This window comes from Streptomyces sp. NPDC006997, assembly GCF_040635175.1.
Classification (GTDB): Bacteria; Actinomycetota; Actinomycetes; order Streptomycetales; family Streptomycetaceae; genus Streptomyces.
Map to the genome: position 1 here is coordinate 108,491 of NZ_JBEYHH010000020.1, position 24,877 is coordinate 133,367.

The following is a 24,877-nucleotide window of genomic DNA, read 5'->3' on the forward strand; positions in this document are numbered from 1 at the left end:
CCGGCCGCGGACGCGGCGAGCGGTGCGACTGGCTGAGGAGGGAACGAGCACCGGCGCCGGAGAACCGCGCGCCTGAGCAGGTGCTCTCCGCACCGTACCACGCGGGACGGTGACGGGTCTCGGGAACGGGGTCAGCGTGCGGCGAGCAGCCCGTACAGCAACGGGATGCGCGGCTCGGGAAGCCGCCACCAGCCGGACGGCGTACGGACCATCTGCGGCCAGCGCGGCCACGGCAGTTCGTCGCTCTCCCGCAGGGAGCGCACGGTGAGTCCCGCCGCCGTCAACGCGTCGAGGACCTCGCCTATTCCGTGCGTCCACTCGTAGCTGTCGGTGGCGCCCTCGACGGCCGGGCCGTCGGTGTAGGTGTGGGTGGCGTCCCGGTGCACGGGTCCGGCGCCGCCGAGGTAGTCGTGGCGCAGCAGCAGTTCGGGGCCCTCGCCGGGGCCGGGCTTGGGGCCGAGCGCGTTCAGCAGGGGGTGGAACTCGACGACGTACAGCAGGCCCCCGGGCCGCAGCAGCCGGGCGACCACGTCGGCCCAGCGGTCCAGGTCCGGCAGGTAGCACAGCGCGCCCTTGCCGGTGTAGACGACGTCGAAGCGCCGCCCGCCCAGCGCCTCGACGGCGTCGTACACGTTGGCCCGCACGTAGTCGACGTCGACGCCCGCGCGGGCCGCGACACCGGACGCGGCGGCGACGGACGCCGCCGAGAAGTCGAGGCCGACGGCCCGCGCGCCGCGCCGCGCGAAGGCGATGGTCTCGGTGCCCAGATGGCACTGGAGGTGGAGCACGTCCCGCCCCGCCACGTCGCCCAGGTCCCGCCACTCCCAGGGCGCGAACCAGCGGGACGGGTCCGGGTCGCCGTCCAGCCCGTAGAAGCGGCTGGCCAGGTGGACGGGGGTGCGGGCGTCCCAGTTCGCCTGGTTGGCCCGCATCAGCCGGTCGTCCCGCTCGTCGCTGGTCATGGGGACATCCAAGCGCACCCGCGCCCGGTCCCGCCGGGAAGGGAACGGATCCGGCCGGTGTTGTGGGAACAGGACACCGACTGCACGCAACCCGCCCCCGGCGCCCCGATCCACGGCCGTCCGGGGACGGCACAGGGTACGACCTGACACCGTAGGAACCGCCCCGCCCCGCGGCCCGGCACCCACCCAGGAGAGACGCGGCATGGACATGCCTTTGACCACCGAACGGCTCGTGATCCGTGACTGGCGCCCCGACGACGCCGACGCCGCCCTGGAGATCTACGGCTCCCCGGACGTCGCGCACTGGCTCACCCCCGCGATGGAACGGGTGCGGGACGCCGCCGCCATGCGCGCGGTGCTCCAGGCGTGGCAGGAGTGCCAGCCGAACCTGCCCGCGCCCCGGGGCCGCTGGGCGGTCGAGCGGCGCGCGGACGGCGCGGTCGTCGGCGGCCTCGGCATCCGGCTGCTGCCGCCGTACGAGGACGACCTCGAACTGAGCTGGCAGCTCGCCCCGAGCGCCTGGGGCCAGGGGTACGCCGTGGAGGGCGCCCGCGCGCTGGTCGAGTGGGCGTTCACCCACGACACCGACGAGTTGTTCGCCGTCGCCCGCCCCGCCAACCAGCGGGCCGTCGCCACCGCCAAGCGGCTCGGGATGCAGTGGGTCGGCGAGACCACCAAGTACTACGACCTGCGCCTCCAGGTCTACCGCGTCCGCCCCGCCGACCTGGCTCCCTGACCGGTCTGGGCCCGCTGGGCGATCTCGTCGAACCGCGCGCCCATCGCCGCCGCCAGCGCCTGCGCGCCCGACAGCGGACGGACCATCACGGTGAGGGCGTCGATCAGGCCGTCTGCGCCGACGTGGAGGAAGTCGCAGCCCTCGATCTCCCGGTCGCCGACCCGCGCGGTGAACACCAGCGCGTGGTCGCGGCCGTCGCCGCCCTCCAGTTCGCGCGTGTAGCGGAAGTCCTCGAAGACCTGCGCGACCGCGCGCAGGATCGCCGCCGTCATCGCCCTGCCGGTGTACGGCTTGAACACGACCGGGCTGGTGAAGACGACGTCCTCGGCCAGCAGCGCCTCAACGGCGTCCAGGTCCCGTTTCTCGACGGCCTCACGGAACGCTCGCATCGCCACCCTCACAGGGTTCATAGTCAATTCGGTGAATAGGTGCGCATGACAGTAGCCAGCCCACGGGGGCCTGTCCAGGGGGGCCTGTCCAGGGGTGAGGGATGCCGTAGGGTGGCGCCGGTGTTCAGCTCCGAAGGCCCCACGCCGCGCGAACTCGCGGCGCAGGCGCTGTCCTCCGTCGAGCGCGGCTACGACCTGCTCGCACCCAAGTTCGACCACACCCCCTTCCGTACGCCGGACGCGGTGCTCGACGCCGTCGCCGCGGCCCTGGGGCGCCTCGGACCCTTCGACGCGGGCCTCGACCTGTGCTGCGGCACGGGCGCGGGACTGCGCGCGCTCGCCCCGGTGTGCCGGGAGCGGATCACCGGCGTCGACTTCAGCGCGGGGATGCTCGACGTCGCCCGGGAGCGGACGCCCCGTGACGCCGACGGGCCGCGCGTGTCGTGGGTGCGGGCGGACGCGCGGGCGCTGCCGTTCGGGCCCGCCTTCGACCTGGTCGTCAGCTTCGGGGCGTTCGGGCACTTCCTGCCCCGGGAGCTGCCGGGACTGTTCGCCGGCGTCCGCTCCGTGCTGCGGCCCGGCGGCACCTTCGCCTTCCCCGTGGTCGCGCCGCCCGGTCCCACGTCCCCGGCGTACTGGATGCTGCTCGGCTTCGACGCGGTGATGCGGGTGCGCAACGCCCTGTGGCGGCCCCCGTTCGTCATGTACTACCGGGCCTTCCGCCTCGGTGACGTCCTGCGGGAACTCCGGGCCGCCGGGTTCCGGACCGAGCTGTACGACCTGCCCGAGTTCGGGCGCCGCCGCGACGGGAGCCCCCGCGTGCGCCTGGTCGCCGCCCACGGGCTCCCGTAGGTCTCCGGGGCGGGGGTACCGGTCGTACGCCAGCCGGGCCACCCGCACCGGGGGCCGCAGCCGTCACAGGGCGGCGTACACCGCCTCCACCAGCGCCATCTTCCGCGGGTCGTCGGCTATGCGCGGGCCCATCCGGTTCATCACGTAGCCCAGCGACACCCCCGCCTCCGGGTCCGCGAGACCGCAGGAACCGCCGAAGCCGTCGTGGCCGAACGCCCGCGGGTTGGGCCCGTAACCGCCGCGCGGCCCGCTCAGCCACACCCCGAGCCCCAGCTCCGTGTCGGCGCCGAGCCCCGCCCCGAGCACCAGGTCACGGCAGCCGCCCTGCCCCTCGCGCAGCCGCTCCACCGCCTCCGGGGACAGCACCCGGTCGCCACGGAAGGAGCCCCGCCCGGCGAAGATCCCGTACAGCGCGGCGACGGCCCGCGCGGTGCCGTGCCCGTTGGCGGCCGGAATCTCGGCGGAGCGCCACTCGGGGGTGCCGGTCTCGGCGGCGCCCACCGCGGGGTTGGCGATCGCGGCGAGGACCAGCGGGGGCAACTGGGGCGCGCCGGTGGGCCGTTCGCCCGAGCCCGTGGACGCCGGGGAGGGCGCGGGTACCAGCTCCGCCGCCCGGTCCCACTCCGTCTTCGGCAGCCCCACGGTGAAGTCGATGCCGAGCGGCCCGGTCACCTCCCGCCGCAGGAAGGCACCGGGCCGCAGACCGCAGACCCGGCGCACGACCTCCCCGACGAGGTGGCCGTAGGTCAGCGCGTGGTAGCCGGACCGGGTACCCGGCTCCCACCAGGGCTCGGTCGCGGCGAGCCGCGCGGTCGTCAGCCCCCAGTCGCACAGCTCCTCGAAGGAGTGCGGCTCCCGCAGCCCCGCGAGGCCCGCCCGGTGCGACAGCAGATGCCGTACCAGGACGCCCTCCTTGCCCGCCGCGGCGAACTCCGGCCAGTACGCGGCCACCGGGGCGTCCAGGTCCAGCAGCCCCCGGTCGGCGAGGAGGTGCGCGCACAGCGCCACCGGGCCCTTCGTCGTCGACCACACGGTGACGAGCGTGTCGCGCCCCCAGGGGCGGGTCCGGGCCGCGTCCGCCCAGCCGCCCCACAGGTCGACCACCGTCTCGCCGCCGACCGTGACGGCGACGGCGGCGCCCAGTTCGCCCCGGTCCCGGAAGTTCTCCTCGAACGCCGTGCGCACCGCCGCGAAACGGGGGTCGCAGTGACCGTGCACGGCCTCGTCTGCGGACTCGGACATGGGCCCTCCCTTGGTCGCCGGAAAGCCCGGACCGCGACACCGCGACCCGGGCTCCCCAGAACGTACCGACTGGTCGGACTGGAGGGAAGGGGCGGCCCTCCTCAGGCGCGGGAGCGTAGCCAGCGCAGCTTGGCCGCCTCGTGATGGGCCCCGCCGCCCTCGTGGTCGTTGAACTCGTACACCTCGATCGAACGGTCCTCGTGCGCCCAGGCGTTGAACGCCGCGAAGACGGTCGACGGCGGGCAGGTCTGGTCCTCCAGCGCCGCCGAGAACAGCGTGGGCGCCTGCGCGCGGGCGGCGAAGTGCACGCCGTCGAAGTACGCCAGGGTGCGCCGCACGTCGGCCGACCGGCCGCGGTGGGTCTTCAGGTAGCGGCCGATCTCGCGGTACGGGTCGCGGTCGGTGAGTGTCGTCGCGCGCGGGAAGTCGCACAGGAACGGCACGTCGGGCGCGGCGCCGACCAGGTCCGGAACCAGCCCCGCGACCGCGATGGTGATGCCGCCGCCCTGGCTGGCGCCCGTCACCGCGGTCCGGGACGCGTCCGTCCGCGGGTGCGAGCGGGCCGCCTCCACCGCGCGCACGGCGTCGGTGAACACCCGCCGGTAGTAGTAGTTCTCCGGCGCGTCGATCCCCCGGGTCATGAACCCCGGGAAGGCGGGCGCCCCGCCCACCGGGTCGGCGGTGTCGCCGCCCGCGCCCCAGGCGCTGCCCTGGCCGCGGGTGTCCATCAGGAAGTGCGCCCGCCCGGAGGACGCCCACAGCAGGTGCTCGTGCGGGAGGCCGCGCCCGCCGCCGTAGCCGACGTACTCCACCAGCAGGGGAAGCGGTTCCCGTGCGGCGGCGGGCAGGGTCAGCCATGCCTTCACCGGGTGCCCGCCGAACCCGGCGAACGTCACGTCGTACACCTCGACCGTGGACAGCCCCGTGTCGACCGGCTCGAACCGGGCGTCCAGTTCGAACTCGCGGGCCTCGGCCAGGGTCTTCGCCCAGAAGGCGTCGAAGTCGTCGGGCTCGGTGGAGGCGCTCCGGTGCTCGCGGAGCTCCTCGATCGGTAGGTCGAACAGGGCCATGAATGACCGCCTTCGGGCTGGTGCCGGTGGTGATCACACCGTACGTGGCCCCGCTGGCCGATCGCCAGAGCCAGGCGTAGAAAGCGCTGTCATTCCGGGGTGCCCGCTACCGCTCTCACGCCTGCCGGCGCGTCCACTCCGGCTCGGTGCGCGCCCACGCGCGCTCCCACTCGGCCAGCCGTCGCCGGGTGGCGGCCCGGCGTACCGCCGCGTGCCCGAGGAGGACGACGGCGACGGCGCCGCCGGTGGCGCACAGGCCCGTGGCGAAGGCGTGCTCCCGCACCGCGGTGCCGCTTGGCGGCGGGGGCACCGGACGGCTGTGCGAGTCGACCCAGAGCGGCACCCTGTCACCGGCGTGGGTGCCGTCCGGGACCCGCGCGGTGGCCGTACGCGGTCGCGCGCCCGGCCGCTCCACCCAGCGCACCGTCGCCCGGAACGCGTACTCCTCGCCGTCCCGCGCCGTCGGCAGCGACCGCGCCGTCCGGCCGACCACCTGCGCCTCGACCTGGCGCCGCTCGGCGCGCAGCGCCGCCGCCGCGGCCCGCGCCTCGCCGTGCGCCCACCGGGCCGCGGCCAGCCCCGCCAGCGGCGCCCCCACCAGCAGCAGGACGACGACCGCCAGGACCGTCCACGCCTCGACCACGTCCGACCTGCGGCGCAGTGGGTTGCGGCGCCACCGCCAGCCGCGCACCTGGGTCCGCATGTCCGCCTCCGCGCGGTGTGTACGCGTGGGATCCCTACCAAGGTCGCGTACCCCGTGCGGCGGACATCGTTCACGGCGACGGCGACGGACCCCCGCCAGGGGGCCGGGAAGGGCGGAGGCTCAGCCGAAGCGTTCGATCCGGATGCGGTCCACCGGCTGCCCGGCCGCCACCAGCAGCCGGGACGCGTGCTCCGCGAAGCCGTTGGAACCGCACACGTACGCCTCCCAGCCGCCCGGCGGGCGCTCCGCCAGCAGCGGCGCGAGGTGCGCGGCGGCCAGTCGGCCCACCGGCACGCCCCCGGGCGCGGTACGGGTGAACACCGGCGTCGTCTCGGGGCCGTACTCCCGCGCGTAGATCAGGTCCTTCGGGCCGCGCGCCGACACCAGCAGCCGCAGCGGCACCGACAGCCCGCGCGCCCGGTGGTGGCGCACCATCGACATCAGCGGTACGACGCCGGATCCCGCGCCGAGGAGCAGCGCGGGCCGGTCGCCGGGCCAGGCGAAGAAGCCGCTCACCGGGCCGCGCACCTCGACCCGGTCCCCGACCCTGGCCTCGGTGTGGAACCAGCCCGAGACCTCGCCGCCCTCGACGTGGTCCAGGGTCAGCTCGACGTGCCCCGAGCCGTCGTCGGCGGAGGCGATGGAGTAGTGCCGCTGGGCGGTGTAGCCGTCCTCGGCGGTCAGCCGCAGCATCAGGTGCTGGCCCGGCACGTGCCCCGGCCAGCCGGGCACCGCGAACCGGAAGGTGGCCGCGCGCGGCGTCTCCCGGCGGACGCCGGTCAGGGTCGCCGTCCGCCAGTGCGCCGCGGCGGGCGCGGTCACCTCGATCCGGCCGGGCACCGCGAACCGCGCGGGCGGCGAGAACGGCGGGGGCACGGCTTCAGTCGCCCGCATAGCGCTGCTCCTCCCAGGGGTTGCCCCGGTGGTGGTAGCCGTTGCGCTCCCAGAAGCCGGGCTCGTCGTGGTCGAGGAGGCGCAGGCCCGCGATCCACTTGGCGCTCTTCCAGAAGTACAGGTGCGGCACCAGCAGCCGCGCCGGGCCGCCGTGCTCCGCGGCGAGCGGCTGACCGTCGTACTCCCAGGCGATCCAGGCGCGTCCGCCGGTCAGGTCGGCGAGCGGCAGGTTGGTGGTGTACCCGGTGTGCGACCAGGCGACGGCGTGGGTGGCGGTCGGCAGCGGGCCCGCCTCGGCCAGGAACGCGTCCAGGCAGACGCCGCCGAAGCGCACCCCGAACTTCGACCAGCCCGTCACGCAGTGGATGTCGCCCTCGTACGCGGACCGGGGCAGCGCGTGGGCCCGCGCCCAGTCCCAGGTGCGGGGGGCCTCGACGAGGCCGTCGATCCGGAAGGTCCACTCCTCGGGCGTCAGCTCGGGCGTGACCTCCGCGGACAGGACGGGCCAGTCGTCGCCCGCGTCGTACTGCCCGGGCGGGAGCCCCGGATCGTCGACGCGCGGGCGCCCGGTGAAGCCTCGGGTGACGTTCATACGGGTGGTGCCTCCAGGCCGTCGTACGGCGGCCCGACAGTCGGTGCGGTGGGTTCTTGCCGGTTCAACCGTACGGGCGTCCCGGGCGTTCCCCGAAACCACCTGCCGTGTTCGAGGGTGGGGTACAGTGACGCCCGGCCGGGACAGCCCCGGCGACGACCTTCGGAGGTGAGACCCATTACCGCTGCATCGGCTCGGGCCCTCTCACCTCGTCCCCGGCGGTAGCCGGATCCGAGAGCGCCCTTCGGCACCCGAAAGGCCACCGGCTCTCATGTCTGTCCCCTCGCCTTCCTCTTCTTCCTCCCGTTCCCACGCTCCCGCCTCCGTCGTGGCCGCGCTGCGTGCCGCTGGCTGCGTCTTCGCCGAGGAGGAGGCCGAACTGCTCCTCGCCGCCGCCCGCACCCCGGACGAGCTGACGTCCCTGGTGGACCGCCGTACGCGCGGTCTGCCCCTCGAACACGTGCTGGGCTGGGCCGGGTTCCGCGGTCTGCGGGTCGCCGTGGAACCGGGTGTGTTCGTGCCCCGGCGGCGCACCGAGTTCCTGGTCGAGCAGGCCCTCGCGCAGGCCCCGGACGCGTCCGTCGTCGTCGACCTGTGCTGCGGCTCCGGCGCGGTCGGCGCGGCCCTCGCGGACACGCTCGGCCGGGTGGAGCTGCACGCCGCCGACATCGACCCGGCCGCGGTGCGCTGCGCCCGGCGCAACGTCGCGGGGTACGGCGGTCAGGTCCACGAGGGCGACCTGTTCGACGCGCTTCCCGACGGGCTGCGCGGGCGCGTCGGCCTGCTCGCCGCCAACGTGCCCTACGTCCCCACCGCCGAGGTCCGCCGACTGCCCGCCGAGGCCCGCGACCACGAGCCGCTGACCGCCCTGGACGGCGGCGCGGACGGCCTCGACGTGCTGCGCCGGGTCGCGGCCGGGGCGGCGCGGTGGCTCGCGCCCGGCGGCTGTGTGCTGGTCGAGACGAGCGGACGCCAGGCCCCGGTGGCCGTCGGGATCTTCGCCGCGGCGGGCCTCTTGGCGCGGGTCGCGGTCTCGGAGGAGTGGAGCGCCCACGTGGTGGTCGGGACGTGGGGTGCCCCGGCGCCTGAGGGCGGGCCGCTCACGCCCTCGCGCGGGCGATGAGCACCGCCACGTCGTCGTGGACGTCGGGGTGGTGCAGGGTGCGCAGCAGCAGGTCGCAGACGTCGTCCAGGGGGCGGGTGGGGTCGGTCAGCAGGCCCAGCAGGGTGGCGAGCCGTTCGTCGAGGGAATGGCAACGGGTCTCCACCAGACCGTCGGTGTAGAGCACCAGCTCGTCGCCGGGGGCGAAGTCGTACCCGGTCGTGGCGAACGGGACGCCGCCGACGCCGAGGGGCGCCCCGGTCGGCAGGTCGAGCAGTTCCGGCTCCTGTCCGGGCCGGACCAGGGCGGGCGGCAGGTGCCCGGCGTTGGCGACGCGCAGCTGCCGCAGCGCGGGGTCGTGGACGGCGTACAGGCAGGTGGCGATGGCGTGGTCCAGGCCGGACGTGATGCGGTCCAGGTGCTCCAGGAGCCGGGCCGGGTCCAGGTTGAGGGAGGCCAGCGTGGTGGTGGCGGTGCGCAGCCGGCCCATGGTCGCGGCGGCGCCGATGCCGCTGCCCATCACGTCGCCGACGACCAGCGCGGTCCTGCCGCCGTCCAGCCCGATGACGTCGAACCAGTCGCCGCCGACCTCGGTGGTGGCCCCGGCGGGCTGGTACCGCGAGGCGACCTCCAGACCGCCCACGACCGGCGGGTGGCTGGGCAGCAGGCTGCGCTGGAGGGTCAGGGCGGTGTTCCGGGCGTTCTGGTACCAGCGGGCGTTGTCGATCTGCACGGCCGCGCGGGACGCCAGCTCCCGGGCGAGCAGGACGTCGTCGCGGCTGAACGGCAGGGGGTTGCGGGTGCGGGTCAGGTCCAGGGCGCCGAGCACCTCGCCGCGGGCGATCAGCGGGACGGCGAGGTAGGAGTGGACGCCCGCCCGCGCGAGCTGTTCGGCCGCTTCCGGCGAGTGGGCGATGCGCGCCAGGTCCTCCTCGCCCACCTGGGCCACCAGGACCGGCTCCCCGGTGCGGACGCACTCGGTGACCAGCCGGTCGGCGCCGTAGCGGGCGATCTGGCCGGGCGGGTCGGCCGCCCCCAGCACGCGCGAGGCGTGGTCGGCGCGGAGCGCCATGGCCCGGAACACCGCCCCCTCGGCCGGTCCGAAGCTGCCGCTGCGCCCCTCGAGCACCGCGTCCAGCAGGTCCACGGCGGCCACGTCCGCCAGCTCCGGCACGGCGACGTCGGCCAGTTCGCCCGCGGTGCGCTCCAGGTCCAGGGTGGTGCCGATCCGCGCGGAGGCGTCCGCGACGAGGGCGAGACGGCGCCGCGCGGCCTCCGCCTCGATGCTGGCCCGGTGCTGCTCGGTGACGTCCATGATCGACACCGCCACGCCCAGGACCGTGCCGTAGGCGTCCTCCAGGCGGTACAGGGAGGCCCGCCAGGCGTGGTCGTGCCCGGGGTCGGCGGGGGTGCGCCCGGCCACCGGCTGGTCGACGAGCGGGCGGCCGGTGTCGAGGACCTCGCGGGCCGCGTCCTCCAGCGGACCGGCCTCCAGCAGCGGCAGCACCTCGCTGATCCGGCGGCCGGTGTGCTCCCCGGCCGGGATGCCGTTGATCCGCTCCAGCGCCGGGTTGACCGACACGAACCGCAGACCGGTGTCGAGCAGGGCCAGCCCGATCGGCGACTGGGACACCATCCCGGTGGACAGCGCCACGTCCCGCTCCAGCCGCCGTACGGTCTCCTGGTCGGCGGCGAGCATCAGGGCGTAGACGTCGCCCCGGTCGTCCAGCAGGCGCATGTTGCGGAACTCCACCAATCGGGTGGAGCCGTCCTTGCGCCGGACGGGGAAGGCGCCGGCCCAGCCCCGACCGGTGGACATGACGTCGTCGAACAGCTTGGTGACCAGATCCCGGTGCTGCTCGTGGACCACGAGCCGCGCGGCGTAGTGGCCGAGCGCCTCCCACGCGGAGTAGCCGAAGAGGTCGTCGGCCTGCGGGCTCCACAGCACGATGCGGCCCTTGGTGTCCAGGACCACCGAGGCCATTCCCAGCACGTCGAGCAGCCCGCTGGGCCGCGCCGGTCCGCGGAGCGGCCCGTCGTTCCCGGCCTCTGGTGGCCCGGCTGAACCCATTCCACGCACCGCCTTCGTCCGACCACCCCGGCACGCCGTGCGCCGTGTCGCTTTCTGCCAGTTGTATCGCGCTCAACGAACTCTTCCAGGCCACTTCCGCTCACTTCCACCATCCCTCAACACGACGGTGCCCGTCGGGATAGGTGCGGGGCTGGAGTGACGTGGCCGCGGTGCCGGGGTGTCACCGGACGGACCGTTTCCGTTCTCCGATTGGTCTGTACATGACTAACATCTCGGGCCAGACTGACGGCCGACCGCTTCCCGCCCCCACCCGAGGAGCCGATCCGCCATGCCCCCGCGCGCCCGGAAACGTTGTCATGCGGCCCTGACCGGCCTCGTCGCCCTGGCGGCCACCGCCGCCGTCCTGTCCGCCGCCCCACCCGCCACCGCCGCCGACACCTGGACCGAGGTCGGCTCCGACCGGGCCGACCCGCTCACCGAGAGCCAGGGGCTCACCTCCGTGGAGGTCCCGGCCGGGAGCCCCAACCGCTACACCGGCATCGGCACCATCCCCGTCGGGGTGGGCGTCCGGGGCTGGAACCACGTGGGCGACCCCGACGCCGCCCACGACGGCCACTACGTCGAGCCGTACCAGCGGGACTCCGGCACCACCAAGATGTTCCGGGTGCGGGCGCCCGGCGGCGGCTGGTCGGAGTACGTCCACACCCTCGGCGCCGGGGAGGCGCTCAACAACTCCTGGGTGGCCATCGCGCCCGAGGGCCAGTGGATGCTGGCGGGGGAGTGGGGCACCATGAACCGGCTCCAGGTCTTCCCCACCCCCGGCGTCAACCCCGCCACCTCACCCTCCGCCGACCTGCCGCAGGTGTCCTCCGTCAGGCTCGACCGCCCCGTGCGCGACGTCCAGGGCTGCGACTTCTCCGGCCCCACGACCCTGCTGTGCTCCTCCGACGACCCGGCGGGCGACCTCTTCGGCATCACCAAGCCGCTGCTCCAGATCGACCTGTCCGCCGCGCCGGGCACCGCCGACGTGACCGGACGCGTCACCGCGCTGCGCCAGCTCCCGCTGCGCAGCGGCTGCTCCGGCGGCTTCGAGACGGAGGGCGTCGACTACGACCGCCGTACCGGCACCCTGCGGGTGATCGTGATGTCACCGGGGTTCTGCCTGCTGACCGACAGCAAGACGTACCGGTTCACGCGGGGCTGACGCACGGAGCTGTGCGTCCCGGAATGTGGTGGTTTTCTGGGAGTGCGACACGGTACGGAGTGCGCCCGCCGCCGTCGGGAACCCGCGCCGTACCGCGGTACGGCCATGAGAGGAGCGTTCACGATGGACATGAGGGACACGCGTGACACCCCGGGCGGCGGGCGACCGCCGCACCCCGAGTCCGTCTCCGTCGAGATCAGCGGCTGCAGCAAGGAGGACGCCCGGATCGTGTTCGACACCCTCTGCGCGTGCTTCGCCTCCGACCGGTGCGACGACGACGTACCGAGGGAGTGGTCCGAGACCCGCCCCACCGTCTGGCTGGGCACCTTCGACGTCTCCGACCCGCACGAGGGCGCCCGCCCGGCCCGGCTGCACGCCTCCGTGGAGGCCGACGCGCACGGCGGCTACTGGGCGATCGACCGCTTCCGCACCACCCTCGACTCCCTGTTCCGGGTGCAGGACCTCGGCACCGCCTCCGGCGACCAGGAGCGTGAACTGCACGTGCGCCTGGAGAGTGGCTGACGTCATGGGGCCCTCGTTGTGCAACTAGTTGCACAAACAGTGCGCGGTCCTCTACAACTACGGAGGTACGACACCGCGCACGGAGGGCCCCCATGAGCCGTTACCCGCACCTGCTGAGCCCGCTCGACCTGGGCTTCACCACCCTTCCCAACCGCGTGCTCATGGGCTCCATGCACGTGGGCCTCGAGGAGGCCGAGCGCGGCTTCGAGCGGATGGCGGAGTTCTACGCCGCCCGCGCCCGCGGCGGCGTCGGCCTGATCGTCACCGGCGGCATCGCCCCCAACGACGAGGGCCGCCCCTACGAGGGCGGCGCCAGGCTCACCACCGAGGCCGAGGCCGACCAGCACCGCACCGTCACCGACGCCGTGCACGCCGCGGGCGGCCGGATAGCCATGCAGATCCTGCACTTCGGACGCTACGCCTACCACCGCGACCTGGTCGCCCCGAGCCCCCTCCAGGCCCCGATCAGCCCCTTCACGCCGCGCGAACTCACCGACGCCGAGATCGAGCGGACCATCGACGACTACGCCCGCGCCGCCCGCCTCGCCCGCCGCGCCGGGTACGACGGCGTGGAGATCATGGGCTCCGAGGGCTACCTCATCAACGAGTTCACCGCCGCGCAGACCAACCAGCGCACCGACCGCTGGGGCGGCTCGTACGAGAACCGGACCCGCTTCCCCGTCGAGATCGTCCGCCGGGTGCGCGAGGCCGTCGGCGAGGACTTCATCGTCGTCTACCGCCTGTCGATGCTCGACCTCGTCCCGGGCGGCTCGACCCTGGACGAGGTGGTCACCCTCGCCAAGGCCGTGGAGGCGGCCGGCGCCACCCTCATCAACACCGGCATCGGCTGGCACGAGGCCCGGATCCCCACCATCGCCACCTCCGTCCCGCGCGGCGCCTACACCTGGGTCACCAAGCGGCTGATGGGCGAGGTGTCGGTGCCGCTGGTGACCACCAACCGCATCAACACCCCCGAACTCGCCGAGGAACTGCTGGCGGACGGCTGCGCCGACATGGTCTCCATGGCCCGCCCGATGCTCGCCGACCCCGACTTCGTCGCCAAGGCCGCCGCCGGGCGCCCCGAGGCCATCAACACCTGCATCGGCTGCAACCAGGCCTGCCTCGACCACACCTTCAGCGGCCAGATCACCTCCTGCCTGGTCAACCCGCGCGCCTGCCACGAGACGGAGCTGGTGCTGAGCCCCACCCGGCTGCGGAAGACGGTCGCCGTCGTCGGCGCGGGCCCCGCGGGCCTGGCGTGCGCCGTGAGCGCCGCCGAACGCGGCCACGCGGTCACCCTCTACGACGCCGCCGCCGAGATCGGCGGCCAGCTCAACGTCGCCCGCAAGGTCCCCGGCAAGCAGGAGTTCGACGAGACGCTGCGCTACTTCCGCCACCGCCTCGACGAGCAGGGCGTCGACGTACGCCTCGGCACCTGGGTCACGGCCGACGACCTGACCGGCTACGACGAGGTGGTGGTCGCCACCGGCGTCACCCCCCGCACCCCCGACATCCCCGGCGTCGACCACCCCAGCGTCCTCGGCTACCTGGACGTCCTGCGCGACGGCGCCCCCGTCGGCGACCGGGTCGCCGTCCTCGGCGCGGGCGGCATCGGCTTCGACGTCGCCGAGTACCTCACCGACGGCGGCGACAAGGCGCACGAGGACCCGGCGACGTACTTCCGCCAGTGGGGCGTCGACATGGACTACACCGCGCCCGGCGGCCTCGCCGTCCCCGAACGCCCCGCCCCGCCGCGCACCGTCCACCTGCTCCAGCGCAAGACCACCAAGGTCGGCGCGGGCCTCGGCAAGACCACCGGCTGGATCCACCGCACCGAACTCAGGCACCGCGGCGTCACCATGGTCCCGGGCGTGCGCTACGACCGCATCGACGACGCCGGACTCCACCTCACCGTCGGCGGGAGGAGCACGGTCCTGGAGGTCGACACCATCGTGCTGTGCACCGGCCAGGAACCGCGCCGCGACCTGTACGCGGAGCTGCTCGCCGCCGGGCGTCGGGCGCACCTCGTCGGGGGCGCCGACGTGGCCGCCGAACTGGACGCCAAGCGGGCCGTCAAGCAGGGCACGGAGGTCGCGGCCACCCTGTGAGGGCCGTCCCTAGGATGACCCCCATGTCACTCCCGCACGCGATCCTCACCGCCCTGCTCGAAAAGCCGTCCTCGGGCCTGGAGCTGACCCGCCGCTTCGACCGGTCGATCGGCTACTTCTGGTCGGCGACGCACCAGCAGATCTATCGCGAGCTGGGAAAGCTGGAGACCGAGGGGCTGATCCGGGCCCTGCCCGCCGAACAGCCCGCCCGCGGGCAGAAGAAGAGCTACGAGGTCCTGCCCGCGGGCCGCGCCGAACTGGCCCGTTGGACCGCCGTGTCCCAGGACCCCAAGCCGCTGCGCGACGCCCTGCTGCTCCGGCTGCGCGCGGCGGCGGTGGTCGGCACGACGGGCATCGAGGCCGACCTGCGCCGCCATCTGGACCTGCACCGGAGGCAGTTGGCCGAGTACGAGGAGATCGAGCGGCGCGACTTCCCGCCCGGCCGGGACAGCCCCGAGGACCGGCTGCGGCACCTGGTGCTCCGCGCCGGCATCGACCTGGAGACCTTCTGGACGCACTGGCTCAGCCACGCCCTGGAGGACTTCACCGAGGTGCCGGGCGACTAGGGCGTGCCAGGCGTCGGGCGGCAGGCGGGACTTTCGCCACACGGCCCAGAGAGCCGGACTCACAGGCGGTACGGCTTCGAGGCGCGGCGGCGCAGGAACCAGGCCGCCGCGACGGCTCCGGTGCCCACCAGGACGCCGCCCGCCACCAGGGTGACGGTGCCGTAGTCCCGGGAGGTGCCGCCGACGCCGCCCATCACCCCGCGCGAGGGCGAGGGGGTCGCGGTGGGGGTCGGCCTGGTGGGGGGCGAGGAGACGATCACCGACTGGGTGCCCGCGGTGGTGTTGTTGGAGCACATCACGATGACCGTGTAGGTGCCCGGACTCACGTTGGACCAGGCGGCCGACTGGAGCGCGCTGGTCCCCGACAGGGAGACCTGCCGGCCCTGGGAGAAGTTCGCCTGGCTGCTGTTGAGCAGGGAGGCGGTGCCCCAGCTGCCGTTGACCTGGGTACAGGTGCTGGTGGTCACCGACACGGTGCCGCCGCTGGTGCTGACCGAGATGCCGGAGACGGCGGCGGTCGGCCCGGCGGCCAGCGCGAGCGGCAGCGCGGCGGCGGCTGCCACGGTCAGGCCGGAGCGGGTGAGTGGCTTGAAGGTTCGCATGGGAGTGTCCTCCGGCGGCACGGTTGGCGGTACATCCCTTGCGCCGCCGAGATCGGGGAACGCCCGTGCTGCCTCAGCGGCAGCCAACGCGCTCGCGACCCGTCCCGCATCCGGACGGCCACCGGGCAGGTGACGGATTCCTCCGTACGGCGCCCGGGAGTTGCCCCGCGCACCGGGAGCTGCTGTGCGCGCCGTCAGCCCCCGGTGGTCACCGTCCGCTCCGCCGAGTAGCCGCCCCAGGTGCCGTCCGGCAGCTTGGCCCGGATCCGCACCCGGTGGGTCACCCCGGCCTCCTCACCGGCGTAGAAGCCGTACGTGGCCCGGTCACGGGGCGCGGTCCCGCCGAAGACGAGCGAGGTGGCCTTGCGCCCGTCCAGCTGGACCTCGTACTCGGTGATCACCCCGTCCGCGCGGGGCGGCACCCAGGTCAGCTCGATGTGCCAGGCGCCGTCCGCCCGCCGGGTCGTCGCGCGGAAGTCGGTGGGCGCGGTACCGCGGCCGTCGTCGGCGCCGGGCGCTGTGGTGAGCCGGACGACGGCGGACGGGGGCGAGACGTTGTCCGCCGCGTCCCGGGCCCGGACGGTGAAGGCGTACCGGGTGCCGGGCCGCAGTCCCGTCACCACCGTGGCGGTCTGCCCGCCACCCACGCTGTGGATCTTGGTGTCGCCCTGGAAGACGTCGTACGACACCACGCCCCGGTCGTCCTCCGACGCCGTCCAGGACAGCTGGGCGGCCCGGCCCCCCGCCGCCCGGCCCTGGAGGGAGCCGGGCCGGGTGGGCGCGGAGCCGTCCGCCGCGACCGCCGCGGGCGTGGTCGCCCGGACCGCCCGGCTGCGCGGTCCGAGCCGCCCCTCGGCGTCCCGGGCGCGCACGGTGAAGACGTAGCTGGTGCCGGGGGCCAGCCGGGTGACGTCGGTCATGTGCGCGGTGGCGGGCACGTCGTCGACCTTGGTGCCGCCGCGGTACACCTCGTACCCGGCGATGCTCGGATCAGCGCTGACGGCGTTCCACATGACGTGCACGCTGGTCGCGCTGCCCGCCTCGGCGGTCACCCCGGTGGGCGCGCCGGGCGGCCGCTCGCCCGGGTCGCCGGTGCCGCCGCCCCAGGCGCAGGAGGCGACCAGCAGCAGGGTGCCGCAGACCACGAACGGAGGAACACCAGCGTGTCGCACGACTCTGCCTCCCGGGGCGTACTGACCGGCAATGGTCCGGACCAATAGCGTGCGCTAGTGACGCGGCCACATCAAGAGGGCGGGGTTTCCGAGCACCCCCGGGCGTTACGTATGCTGAGACCTCCCGCGGTGCGAACTCGCCAGAGAGGGCTGGGGAGTTCACACCCGAAGGCGCGGACCGCTGTCGTCGCTGATGCCGCGCCGACACGGGCGGCCGGGCGTCCCGAGCCTGACCCAGGCTCAGGCGCCCGGCCCCTGTGCGCGGTTCACGCGCCGGGCGTGTCGGTCCCGGCCCACACTCCTGGCGGCCCGCGGTCGGTGGCTTCGGGAGCGGATCGGCGACAGATTGGGCCGGGTGACCGTCACTGTCCCCGGCGGAAGGTTCCCTCATCGTGCGTGTCCAGTCACTGACGCTGGCCGCGGCAAGCGCCGCCCTCCTCGCCCCGGCGGCGCTGCCCGCTCCCGTCGACACGGCCCACCGTCCGCGCCGGGACCCGGTCGTCGGGGACGCGGTGGTCCAGGGCGCGGTGGTCCGGGACGCGGGTGAGGTCGGCGCGGCGGAGCTGCTGGCCCGGGTGCGGGACTGCGACCAGATCTCGCGCGGCCGGTACCGCACCGACGCCGGGGCACCCAGGACCGTCCCCGTCTGCGGTACCCCGGACGCCGTGTACTGGAAGGCGGACCTGGACATCGACTGCGACGGCCGCCCCGGACGCCGCTGCAACGCCCGCACCGACCCGTACTACTCCGACACCACCGCCTTCGCCGGGTCCAACGGCCGCCCGCTGGACGCCGAACGGCTGCCGTACATCGTCGTGCCGGTGGCCAGCGACACCTGGGACTACCGCGCCCACGGCGTGCGCGGCGGCTCCGTCGCGGCGGTGGTGTACCGCGACCGGGTGCGCTACGCGGTCGTCGGCGACACCGGGCCGCGGGACATCATCGGCGAGGCGTCCTACGCCGCCGCCCGCGCCCTCGGCATCCGCCCCGACCCGCACGGCGGCGGCACGGGCTCCGGGGTCACCTACATCGTCTTCAGGGACTCCCGCGTCACGCCCATCGACGACCGGGAGGCGGCCGTGACGGAGGGGACGCGCCTCGCCCGCGCCTTCGTCGAGGGCGGCGGACGACCGAGTACGGCCACGTCACCGCCCGCTACCGCCGACTGAGTCCCGATCGAACCGGAGGCCCGGATGACACGCACGGGCCGACCGCCGCTCCTCGAGAAATGCAGGGCGAACCGGCCTTCGCCCCCGCCCTCACCGCCCGCGCCCTTACCGCCCACGACGGCCTGCCCGCCGACGACCTGTGGCCCGCCACCGGCGCGGCCATGCTCAACGCGGCCCTGCGGGTCGCCGCCGAGCACTACGCCTGGCACACCGCCGACCCCGACCCCGACCCCGACCCCGACCACGACCACGACCCGGCGACGGCCGAGGCCGAGCTGACGGCAACCATCCGCTCGGCCCTGGGGGTCGCGGCGCGGGGATGACGTAGCCGGGGCCGGGCCGGCGATCGGTGGGGCGGGGCCTGCGCCTGTGGGGCCTGCGTCTGCCGGGCTCCGCGTCTGCCGGCCCTCGTGTCTGCCGGGCTCCGCGTATGCCGAGCCCGGGGCCCGCCCTCAGCGCGGTCCGGGCCGCCCCCCAGCTGGGTTTGAGGGCTGCCCTCAGCCGGTTCGGGCGGCCCGTCTCAAGTCGGTTCCGGGGGGCTACCCTTGGCCGCGCACGAGGGCAGCCCTCAGCCGTTTCCGGGGCTCACACCTTCCGCGGGGCTCACACCTTCCGATAGGTGTAAGCGTCCGACGCCGCCGCGGCCACCGCGTCCAGGTCCGCGCCCGTGGCCGCCGTGACCACCGCGGCGACGGCGCCCTCGACGAACGGGGCGTCGACCAGCCGGGTGCCCTCGGGGAGTTCGTCGCCTTCGGCGAGCAGGGCCTTCACCGTCAGGACGGCGCTGCCCAGGTCGGCCAGGACGGCCACCCCGGCGCCCCGGTCCACGGACGCGGCAGCCGCGGCGACCAGTTCGGAGCTGGTGCCCAGCCCGCCGCCCTCCGTGCCGCCCGCCACGGCCAGCGGCACCACCGCGCCGCTGCCCGACAGTCCCCGCGCCAGCTCGGCCACGGACGCCGCCACCTCCGCGCTGTGCGACACCAGCACGACCCCGACCAGCGCGCCGTCACTCATCGCCGCCCCCGGCGGCCTGCTCCAGCCCGGCGATCAGCAGCGCGGAGGAGGTGGCGCCCGGGTCCTGGTGCCCGATGCTCCGCTCGCCGAGGTAACTCGCCCTGCCCTTGCGGGCCTGCAACGGCGTCGTCGCCTCCGCGCCCTGCTCGGCGGCGACCCGGGCCGCCCCGAACGACTCACCCAGCGCGTCCACCGCCGGCACTAGCGCGTCGATCATCGTCTTGTCACCCGGCGCGGCCCCACCGAGCTGCATCACCGCGTCGACGCCGGTCCGCAGCGCCTCCGCGAACCGCTCCTCGCTGACCTCGGCCGCGTCCCCGAGCGCCTTGCCGGTACGGCGCAGCAGCGTGCCGTACAGCGGCCCCGAGGCCCCGCCGACCGTCGAGATCAACTGCCGCCCGGCGAGGATGAGAACGGCGCCGGGCGTGTCCGGCGCCTCCTGCCCCACCGCCGCCACCACGGCGGTGAACCCGCGTTGCAGATTGCTGCCGTGGTCGGCGTCCCCGATGGGGGAGTCGAGGGCGGTGAGCCGCTCCGCCTCCCGGTCGACGGACGCGGCGGTCGCCGTCATCCAACGGCGGAAGAAATCGGCGTCGAGCACTGGATCTCCTTGCGTGATAGGTGCGTTGCCCGCTCTGCCCGTCGCGTCACATGCCCCAGCGCAGCCCCGCCGTGCGCACCGGCGCGTCCCACAGCCGCAGCAGTTCCTCGTCGATCTGGCACAGGGTGACGGAGGCGCCCGCCATGTCGAGGGAGGTGACGTAGTTGCCGACGAGCGTGCGGGCGACGGCGACCCCGCGCTCGGTGAGCACCCGCTGCACCTCGGCGTTGAAGCCGTACAGCTCCAGTAGCGGCGTCGCCCCCATGCCGTTGACGAGGACGAGGACGGGACTGCGCGGGTCGAGGTCCTCCAGCACCGCGTTGACCGCGAAGTCGGCGATCTCCCCGGAGGTCATCATCGGCCGCCGCTCCCGGCCCGGCTCACCGTGGATGCCGATGCCCAACTCCAGCTCACCCGGCGGCAGGTCGAAGGTCGGGGAGCCCTTGGCGGGCGTCGTGCACGCGCTGAGCGCCACCCCGAAACTCCGGGAACTCTCGTTGACCTGCCGCGCGATCGCCTCCACCCGCTCCAGCGACTGGCCCTCCTCGGCCGCCGCGCCCGCGATCTTCTCGACGAACAGCGTCGCGCCGGTCCCGCGCCGCCCGGCCGTGTAGAGGCTGTCGGTGACCGCGACATCGTCGTTGACGAGCACCTTCGCGACCTGGATGCCCTCGTCCTCGGCGAGTTCGGCGGCCATGTCGAAGTTCAGCACGTCGCCGGTGTAGTTCTTCACGATGAACAGCACCCCGGCCCCGCTGTCCACCGCCGCGGCGGCCCGCACCATCTGGTCCGGCACCGGGGAGGTGAACACCTCACCGGGACACGCCGCCGACAGCATCCCCGGCCCCACGAACCCCCCGTGCAACGGCTCGTGCCCCGACCCACCGCCCGAGACCAGGGCGACCTTCCCCGCGACGGGCGCGTCCCGCCGTACGATCACCCGGTTCTCCACGTCCACGGTCAACTCGGGATGCGCCGCCGCCATGCCCCGCAGGGCGTCCGCGACCACTGTCTCGGGGACGTTGATGAGCATCTTCACGGGTACCTCCGGTGAGAGTGACGGATGTCCTCGGATCCTAGGTCGCCCAACAGCAGTGATGCGCCGCCCCGAACGCGGAACGCGCCCGCGAGGACGCCGGATGTGAGGACGGTGACATCGAGAAGGGGATAACCGGAGGTGAGGTAGCCAAACAGTTCCGTGACCGGATACGCACCTGCGCCTGAGGCGGACGCGGGGACGGGCCCGCCCGGGCCGCGCCGTCGTGCGCGTCCGTTTCCTGATCTGCGGGGCCCTGCCCCGTGCCGAGCGGTGGGTTGCCGGGCGGTGCCTGAGGTGACCGTCCCGGACTCACGGCAGTTGTCCCGGTCGGAGGGGTGGGCGCCCTACCGGGGACAGCTGACCTGACGGCGCTGGCCCCGGTTCCGGCCGGGCCCGGAGCGGGGTACGAACGGCACCCGCGAGCGGTTCGCCCGCGGAAGCCGTCCGGACCGGGCGCGTCACCGGTGCGCCGCCGCACGCGTCGGTCCGCGTGCGGCGGCGGGCGAGCTGGCGGGGAGGGGCGGCGCCCCTGGCGCCCGCCCCCGTGCGCGGTGCGCCCCTCGCGGCCCCGCGTCAGGCCGGTTCCAGCCGTTCCCGGAGCCGACGGGCCAGTTCGAGCCGCTGGACCTTCATCGTGGCCGTGCGCGGCAGTTCCGACAGCGGCAGCTGCACCGGGTCGGCGAGTTGCGGGAAGTCGGTCACGGCACGCCGCCAGCGGGCCCGGTCCAGCGGCACGTTGTTCTTCGTGCACACCACCGGGACGGGCTCGTTGCCCGGGCCCGGCACCAGGACCAGCTCGATCAGCTCGTCGAGTCGGCCGAGCATGGTGTCCTCGACCTCCAGCGTGGAGTCCACGCTGTCGATGACGTCGACGGCGCGGTCCAGCACGTGCACCCTGCCGAGGCGGTCCCGGTAGCCGACGTCGCCGGTACGCCACCAACGGCCGTCACACTCCTGCTGGTAGCGCTCGTCCTCGGCGTAGTAGGTGACGGCCCGCCCGTCGCTCATCACCTCGATGAAACCGGGTGTCCTCTTCGAGGGGCGCCGCCCCTTCCGGGGGACCACCCGCACGTGCGTCATGCCCGGCAGCGGGTAGCCGAGACACCGGCCGTTGGCCCGGAGCGCGTTCTTCCGCGTGTACCAGCGGGCGACCAGTGGACCGCACTCGCTCTGCCCGTAGAACTGGAAGAACACCGGGTTGCGGCGCAGCGAGGCGGACAGCAGCCTGTGGATCGTGGGCGGGTGGATCGCGTCGAAGGTGCCGCTGTAGTACTTGACGTGGGACAGCGGGCGCAGCGGGTGGTCCACCAACCGCTCCCACTCCACGAAGGTGTTGGGGTGGGTCTCGATGATGCCCGGCCGGGTCCGTGCCAGCAGCGGGGCCACCCGCTCCGGCTCCCCGTCGTCGATCACCACGACCGGCATACCGTGCTCCAGCATCACCGCCAGCGCCATGTACATCCGCGAGTGCACGAAGGAGACGTGCACGGCGTAGGTCTCCTTGCGGCGGATCAGGCCGACCAGTTGTTCCTGCGGCCGGTAGCGTCCGCGCAGCGACAACGCGGTGTGCACGACCAGCTTGGGAACGCCCGTGGTGCCCGAGGTGTGGGTCATCAGCGCGGGCTGGTCACCGTCCAGCCGCACCGGGGAGCGCCGCGGCGCGCCCGTCAGGGAGTCCAGCGAGACGGTGCCGGGGTGCTCGCCGCGCGGCACGAGCACCCGGGCGGCCGTCTTGGCGAGCGGCAGCGCGGCCAGCTCACCGGCGAGTTTGCCCTCGTCCGTCAGCAGGTTCGGCCGTTCCAGCCGGTCCAGCAGGGCCTGCACCGTCGGCCCGTCGAGGGCGGGGGACAGCAGGACGGGCACGGCGCCGATCCGGGAAGCCGCGCAGGCCAGGAGGTAGATGTCGAAGTTGTGCCTCTTGTAGAGCGCCAGGTGTTCACCGGCCCGGACCCCGGCCGCCCACAGCCGCGCGGCCAGGTCGTCGACCAGTTCGGCGAGCGACGCGAAGGTCAGCTCGCGCCCGGCCTCCGGAGCCGAGTCGATGTCGTGGTCCAGGGTGACCGGGACACCCGGGTGCCGGGCGGCGGCCTCCTCGGGGAGCAGGCCGAGCCACAGCGGCTTCTTGCTGGCGGGCAGGTGGAGCACCATCATGCCTCCAGGGGCGAAGAGAAGGTGGTGGACAGGCGCTGCCGCAGCAGCCGCGCGTCGGGGTCGCTCAGGCGGATGGCGAAGGTCTCGCGCAGCGCGTCGATCACCTCGTCGCCGGTGAGGTGGGCCTGTTCCGCGCTTCCGTCGGCGTGGCGGGTCAGGAGCCGCGAGTTGGTCAGCGTCCGCTGCACGCGGCCGTCGCCGCGCATGGCGACCAGCTTGCCGGTGAACGTGGAGCGCTCGTGGTGCGCCGTGTAGTAGTTGGAGACGTCGAAGTCCACCGCGTAGTGGCGCTCCATGCGGAACGCGTACAGGTCGAACCAGCCGTCGTCGTGCAGTGTCTGGAGCACCCACTGGTCCCCCTCGCGCACCAGCCGCCAGTGGAAGCCGCCGCTTCCGGCAGTGGCTCCGTCGGCCAGCGGCAACGGGGTGAGCGGGCCCTCCGCGCCGAACCCGACGTCGGTGAGGAAGAGCCGGTCCTCGGCGGTGACGAGGAGGGTGGTGTGGGCCCGGTAGCGGACCGTGGACCGGCCTTGCCGGACTCGGGCGAGCAGCCGGGTGACGGGCAGGCCGAAGTGCTCCAGCGCCGCCGCGTAAAGGAGGTTCTGTTCGAAGCAGTAGCCGCCCCTCCCGGACCGCACCAGCTTGTGCTGGATGTCGGCGAGGTCGAGGGAGACCTCCCGGCCGAGGGCCACGTCGATGTTCTCGAAGGCGATGGCGGTCTGGTGGGCGCGGTGCAGCGCGTGCAGCGTCGCCACCGTCGCGGTGCGGGGCCCCGCGTAGCCGACGCGAGCCAGGTAGGCGCCGGGATCGAACGACTCCGTCTCCCAGTGCGGGTCCCGGTGGTCGGAGGCGGCGACGGGTGGGCTGAGCACGGTGTTGTCCATGGGCATGTGTCGGATCCTGCGAGGGGGGTCGGTGCCGGGCAATCGGCTCGGGGCCAGTCCGTCAGGTCCGTGGGGAAGACCGGGCGTCTCAGCCCGTGAGGGCCGCGGGCCGTGCCACGGCGCCCTCGTCGGGCACGGCGGACAGCGCCCGGACGGCGCAGGCGACGGAGGCGAGGGTGAGGTGACGGTGCCAGCCGGGCAGGGAGCGCCCGGCGAAGTCCCGCAGGCCGGTCTGGCGGGCGTAGTGCGCCGCCGCGCGGCTGACACGGCCCGCCTCCTTGGTCAGGCGCAGCAGCGGCGGCACGGGGAGCCGCATGTTGCTGAGCCAGAACTGCGCGGGGGCGCGGCGGGGATCCGCCCATTCGCCCAGCAGCAGGGGCGGTGTGCGGGAGAGGGGCCCGGCGGCCGTCGTCACGGGCATCGCGGCGGCCAGGGAGACGCGCGGATCGGTGGGCAGGGTGCCGTCGTACCACTCCACGGGGCGGCGCAGGGCCTTCACCGCGGTGAGGATGTCGCGGGCGGGCTGGGGGCCCGCCCCGTACCCCGGCATGGCCGGGTCGGCGACCCACAGCCGGGTGCCCGGCTCGGCCCGCGCGGCCACTGGCAGACCGGCCAGCGGCAGGCGGCTCAGCGTCGTCCTGACGTCGATGCCCCGCACGTCCAGCACGACGGGCCGCGTGGGCGCCGTGCGCGTGCCCACGGTCTCCCGTACGGCGGCCAGGACGCTGTCCTCGTGGGTCTCCTCCGGCAGCAGCAGCCGCCACCCCACCGGGGTGACCACCTCGGGGGAGACGAACCAGACGCCGAACGACTGCTGCCCGCAGAGGATCTGGCCGAGATGGGGGTCGAAGCGGCGGCCCACGCCCACCGAGCGCTCCCCGGTCTTGGGTATGGGCAAGGGCTGCACCACCCAGGTCGACAGCGTGTGCGCCGCTTGCAGCCATGCGACGAGCGCGGCCCGCACCGGACGCCAGTCCCAGGTGGAGCTGGTGATGAAGTGCTGGAGGCGCTGCTCGGCCGCCGCGTCACCGCCGAGGTGCGCGGTGATGTTGCGGATGGACTTGCGGCCGGGGGTGCACAGCAGACCGCGCACGTACTGCTCGGCCCGGTGGCGTTGGTCCCGTCGGGGCAGTGAGCCGAACACCGCGGCGCACAGTTCGCGCGCCACCTCGTCCTGGGGCGGAGCGGACGGTTGTCTGCGCCCGCGCCCGTCCACGGCGGTGTCCATGAACGGCATGGTGCTCATCCGGTCCCTCCTCGGTTCGCGGCGA

General features: G+C 74.4%; 25 protein-coding genes. 9 read left to right on the plus strand and 16 right to left on the minus strand.

The window, feature by feature from the left end; translation table 11 throughout:
* Positions 1–131 precede the first annotated feature (131 nt).
* Positions 132–962, minus strand: a complete 831-nt coding sequence (locus ABZ659_RS21325; RefSeq protein WP_360222203.1) for a class I SAM-dependent methyltransferase — start codon at positions 960–962, stop codon at positions 132–134.
* Positions 963–1,164: 202 nt separating this feature from the next.
* Between ABZ659_RS21325 and ABZ659_RS21330 the strand changes: the two genes are divergently transcribed.
* Positions 1,165–1,698 carry a GNAT family N-acetyltransferase gene (locus tag ABZ659_RS21330; protein WP_360222206.1) on the plus strand — a complete coding sequence of 178 codons (534 nt, stop codon included), beginning with the start codon at positions 1,165–1,167 and terminating at the stop codon, positions 1,696–1,698.
* Here ABZ659_RS21330 and ABZ659_RS21335 read toward each other — a convergent pair.
* Positions 1,665–2,087, minus strand: a complete 423-nt coding sequence (locus ABZ659_RS21335) for a nuclear transport factor 2 family protein (RefSeq protein ID WP_360222209.1) — start codon at positions 2,085–2,087, stop codon at positions 1,665–1,667. The two genes, ABZ659_RS21330 and ABZ659_RS21335, sit on opposite strands and share 34 nt — an antisense overlap.
* Positions 2,088–2,207: 120 nt before the next feature.
* On the opposite strand from ABZ659_RS21335, the gene ABZ659_RS21340 reads away from it, so the two are divergent.
* On the plus strand, positions 2,208–2,939 hold the full coding sequence (locus ABZ659_RS21340) for a class I SAM-dependent methyltransferase (protein WP_360222212.1): 732 nt from the start codon (positions 2,208–2,210) through the stop codon (positions 2,937–2,939).
* Positions 2,940–3,002: 63 nt separating this feature from the next.
* Here ABZ659_RS21340 and ABZ659_RS21345 read toward each other — a convergent pair whose 3' ends face one another.
* From ABZ659_RS21345 to ABZ659_RS21365, 5 genes are all read right to left on the minus strand, one after another.
* A complete protein-coding gene (locus ABZ659_RS21345; RefSeq protein ID WP_360222215.1) occupies positions 3,003–4,181 on the minus strand; it encodes a serine hydrolase domain-containing protein in 1,179 nt (392 codons plus the stop codon).
* Between the two features lie 101 nt (positions 4,182–4,282).
* Positions 4,283–5,251 carry an acetylxylan esterase gene (locus ABZ659_RS21350; RefSeq protein ID WP_360222218.1) on the minus strand — a complete coding sequence of 323 codons (969 nt, stop codon included), beginning with the start codon at positions 5,249–5,251 and terminating at the stop codon, positions 4,283–4,285.
* A 115-nt stretch (positions 5,252–5,366) separates the two neighbouring features.
* Entirely contained in the window at positions 5,367–5,954 is a 588-nt protein-coding gene (locus ABZ659_RS21355; RefSeq protein ID WP_360222221.1) for a hypothetical protein, read from the minus strand.
* Between the two features lie 120 nt (positions 5,955–6,074).
* Positions 6,075–6,830 (minus strand): ferredoxin reductase, encoded by a 756-nt coding sequence (locus ABZ659_RS21360; RefSeq protein WP_360222358.1) that lies wholly within the window; start codon positions 6,828–6,830, stop codon positions 6,075–6,077.
* 4 nt (positions 6,831–6,834) lie between these two features.
* Complete coding sequence (locus ABZ659_RS21365) at positions 6,835–7,440, minus strand: sulfite oxidase-like oxidoreductase (RefSeq protein WP_360222224.1); 606 nt, start codon at positions 7,438–7,440, stop codon at positions 6,835–6,837.
* A 271-nt stretch (positions 7,441–7,711) separates the two neighbouring features.
* On the opposite strand from ABZ659_RS21365, the gene ABZ659_RS21370 reads away from it, so the two are divergent.
* Positions 7,712–8,563 carry a putative protein N(5)-glutamine methyltransferase gene (locus ABZ659_RS21370; protein WP_360222227.1) on the plus strand — a complete coding sequence of 284 codons (852 nt, stop codon included), beginning with the start codon at positions 7,712–7,714 and terminating at the stop codon, positions 8,561–8,563.
* Here ABZ659_RS21370 and ABZ659_RS21375 read toward each other — a convergent pair.
* A complete protein-coding gene (locus ABZ659_RS21375; RefSeq protein ID WP_360222231.1) occupies positions 8,541–10,613 on the minus strand; it encodes a SpoIIE family protein phosphatase in 2,073 nt (690 codons plus the stop codon). The genes ABZ659_RS21370 and ABZ659_RS21375 overlap by 23 nt on opposite strands.
* 289 nt (positions 10,614–10,902) lie before the next feature.
* Here ABZ659_RS21375 and ABZ659_RS21380 point away from each other — a divergent pair, with 289 nt between their 5' ends.
* The 4 genes from ABZ659_RS21380 to ABZ659_RS21395 all read left to right on the plus strand — a co-directional run bounded on the left by ABZ659_RS21380 (position 10,903) and on the right by ABZ659_RS21395 (position 14,974).
* A complete protein-coding gene (locus tag ABZ659_RS21380) occupies positions 10,903–11,778 on the plus strand; it encodes a hypothetical protein (protein WP_360222234.1) in 876 nt (291 codons plus the stop codon).
* Positions 11,779–11,907: 129 nt separating this feature from the next.
* Entirely contained in the window at positions 11,908–12,300 is a 393-nt protein-coding gene (locus tag ABZ659_RS21385; protein ID WP_360222237.1) for a hypothetical protein, read from the plus strand.
* 92 nt (positions 12,301–12,392) lie between these two features.
* Complete coding sequence (locus tag ABZ659_RS21390; protein WP_360222239.1) at positions 12,393–14,408, plus strand: NADPH-dependent 2,4-dienoyl-CoA reductase; 2,016 nt, start codon at positions 12,393–12,395, stop codon at positions 14,406–14,408.
* A gap of 23 nt (positions 14,409–14,431) precedes the next feature.
* Positions 14,432–14,974, plus strand: coding sequence for a PadR family transcriptional regulator (locus tag ABZ659_RS21395; RefSeq protein WP_360222242.1), 543 nt, complete (start codon positions 14,432–14,434; stop codon positions 14,972–14,974).
* A gap of 59 nt (positions 14,975–15,033) precedes the next feature.
* Here ABZ659_RS21395 and ABZ659_RS21400 read toward each other — a convergent pair whose 3' ends face one another.
* Complete coding sequence (locus ABZ659_RS21400; RefSeq protein WP_360222245.1) at positions 15,034–15,576, minus strand: hypothetical protein; 543 nt, start codon at positions 15,574–15,576, stop codon at positions 15,034–15,036.
* Positions 15,577–15,770: 194 nt separating this feature from the next.
* Positions 15,771–16,748 carry a fibronectin type III domain-containing protein gene (locus ABZ659_RS21405; RefSeq protein WP_360222248.1) on the minus strand — a complete coding sequence of 326 codons (978 nt, stop codon included), beginning with the start codon at positions 16,746–16,748 and terminating at the stop codon, positions 15,771–15,773.
* A gap of 392 nt (positions 16,749–17,140) precedes the next feature.
* Between ABZ659_RS21405 and ABZ659_RS21410 the strand changes: the two genes are divergently transcribed.
* Positions 17,141–17,917, plus strand: coding sequence for a glycoside hydrolase family 75 protein (locus tag ABZ659_RS21410; protein WP_360222251.1), 777 nt, complete (start codon positions 17,141–17,143; stop codon positions 17,915–17,917).
* 59 nt (positions 17,918–17,976) lie between these two features.
* Positions 17,977–18,240 (plus strand): hypothetical protein, encoded by a 264-nt coding sequence (locus tag ABZ659_RS21415; RefSeq protein WP_360222254.1) that lies wholly within the window; start codon positions 17,977–17,979, stop codon positions 18,238–18,240.
* A 280-nt stretch (positions 18,241–18,520) separates the two neighbouring features.
* Here the strand turns inward: ABZ659_RS21415 and ABZ659_RS21420 are convergent, their stop codons facing one another.
* From ABZ659_RS21420 to ABZ659_RS21445, 6 genes are all read right to left on the minus strand, one after another.
* Positions 18,521–18,931, minus strand: coding sequence for a PTS fructose transporter subunit IIA (locus tag ABZ659_RS21420; RefSeq protein WP_360222257.1), 411 nt, complete (start codon positions 18,929–18,931; stop codon positions 18,521–18,523).
* Positions 18,924–19,532: a dihydroxyacetone kinase subunit DhaL gene (gene dhaL / locus ABZ659_RS21425; protein ID WP_360222260.1), complete on the minus strand. Its 609-nt coding sequence runs from the start codon at positions 19,530–19,532 to the stop codon at positions 18,924–18,926. The genes ABZ659_RS21420 and dhaL overlap by 8 nt, the downstream gene beginning before the upstream one ends.
* Positions 19,533–19,578: 46 nt before the next feature.
* Positions 19,579–20,571, minus strand: a complete 993-nt coding sequence (gene dhaK, locus ABZ659_RS21430; RefSeq protein ID WP_360222263.1) for a dihydroxyacetone kinase subunit DhaK — start codon at positions 20,569–20,571, stop codon at positions 19,579–19,581.
* Between the two features lie 573 nt (positions 20,572–21,144).
* Positions 21,145–22,719, minus strand: coding sequence for an AMP-binding protein (locus tag ABZ659_RS21435; protein WP_360222361.1), 1,575 nt, complete (start codon positions 22,717–22,719; stop codon positions 21,145–21,147).
* The gene (locus ABZ659_RS21440; RefSeq protein ID WP_360222266.1) at positions 22,719–23,612 is read right to left on the minus strand and encodes an arylamine N-acetyltransferase; all 894 of its coding nucleotides are present in this window, start codon (positions 23,610–23,612) and stop codon (positions 22,719–22,721) included. The genes ABZ659_RS21435 and ABZ659_RS21440 overlap by 1 nt, the downstream gene beginning before the upstream one ends.
* A gap of 82 nt (positions 23,613–23,694) precedes the next feature.
* Positions 23,695–24,852 carry a transposase gene (locus tag ABZ659_RS21445; RefSeq protein ID WP_360222269.1) on the minus strand — a complete coding sequence of 386 codons (1,158 nt, stop codon included), beginning with the start codon at positions 24,850–24,852 and terminating at the stop codon, positions 23,695–23,697.
* Between the last annotated feature and the right edge of the window lie 25 nt (positions 24,853–24,877).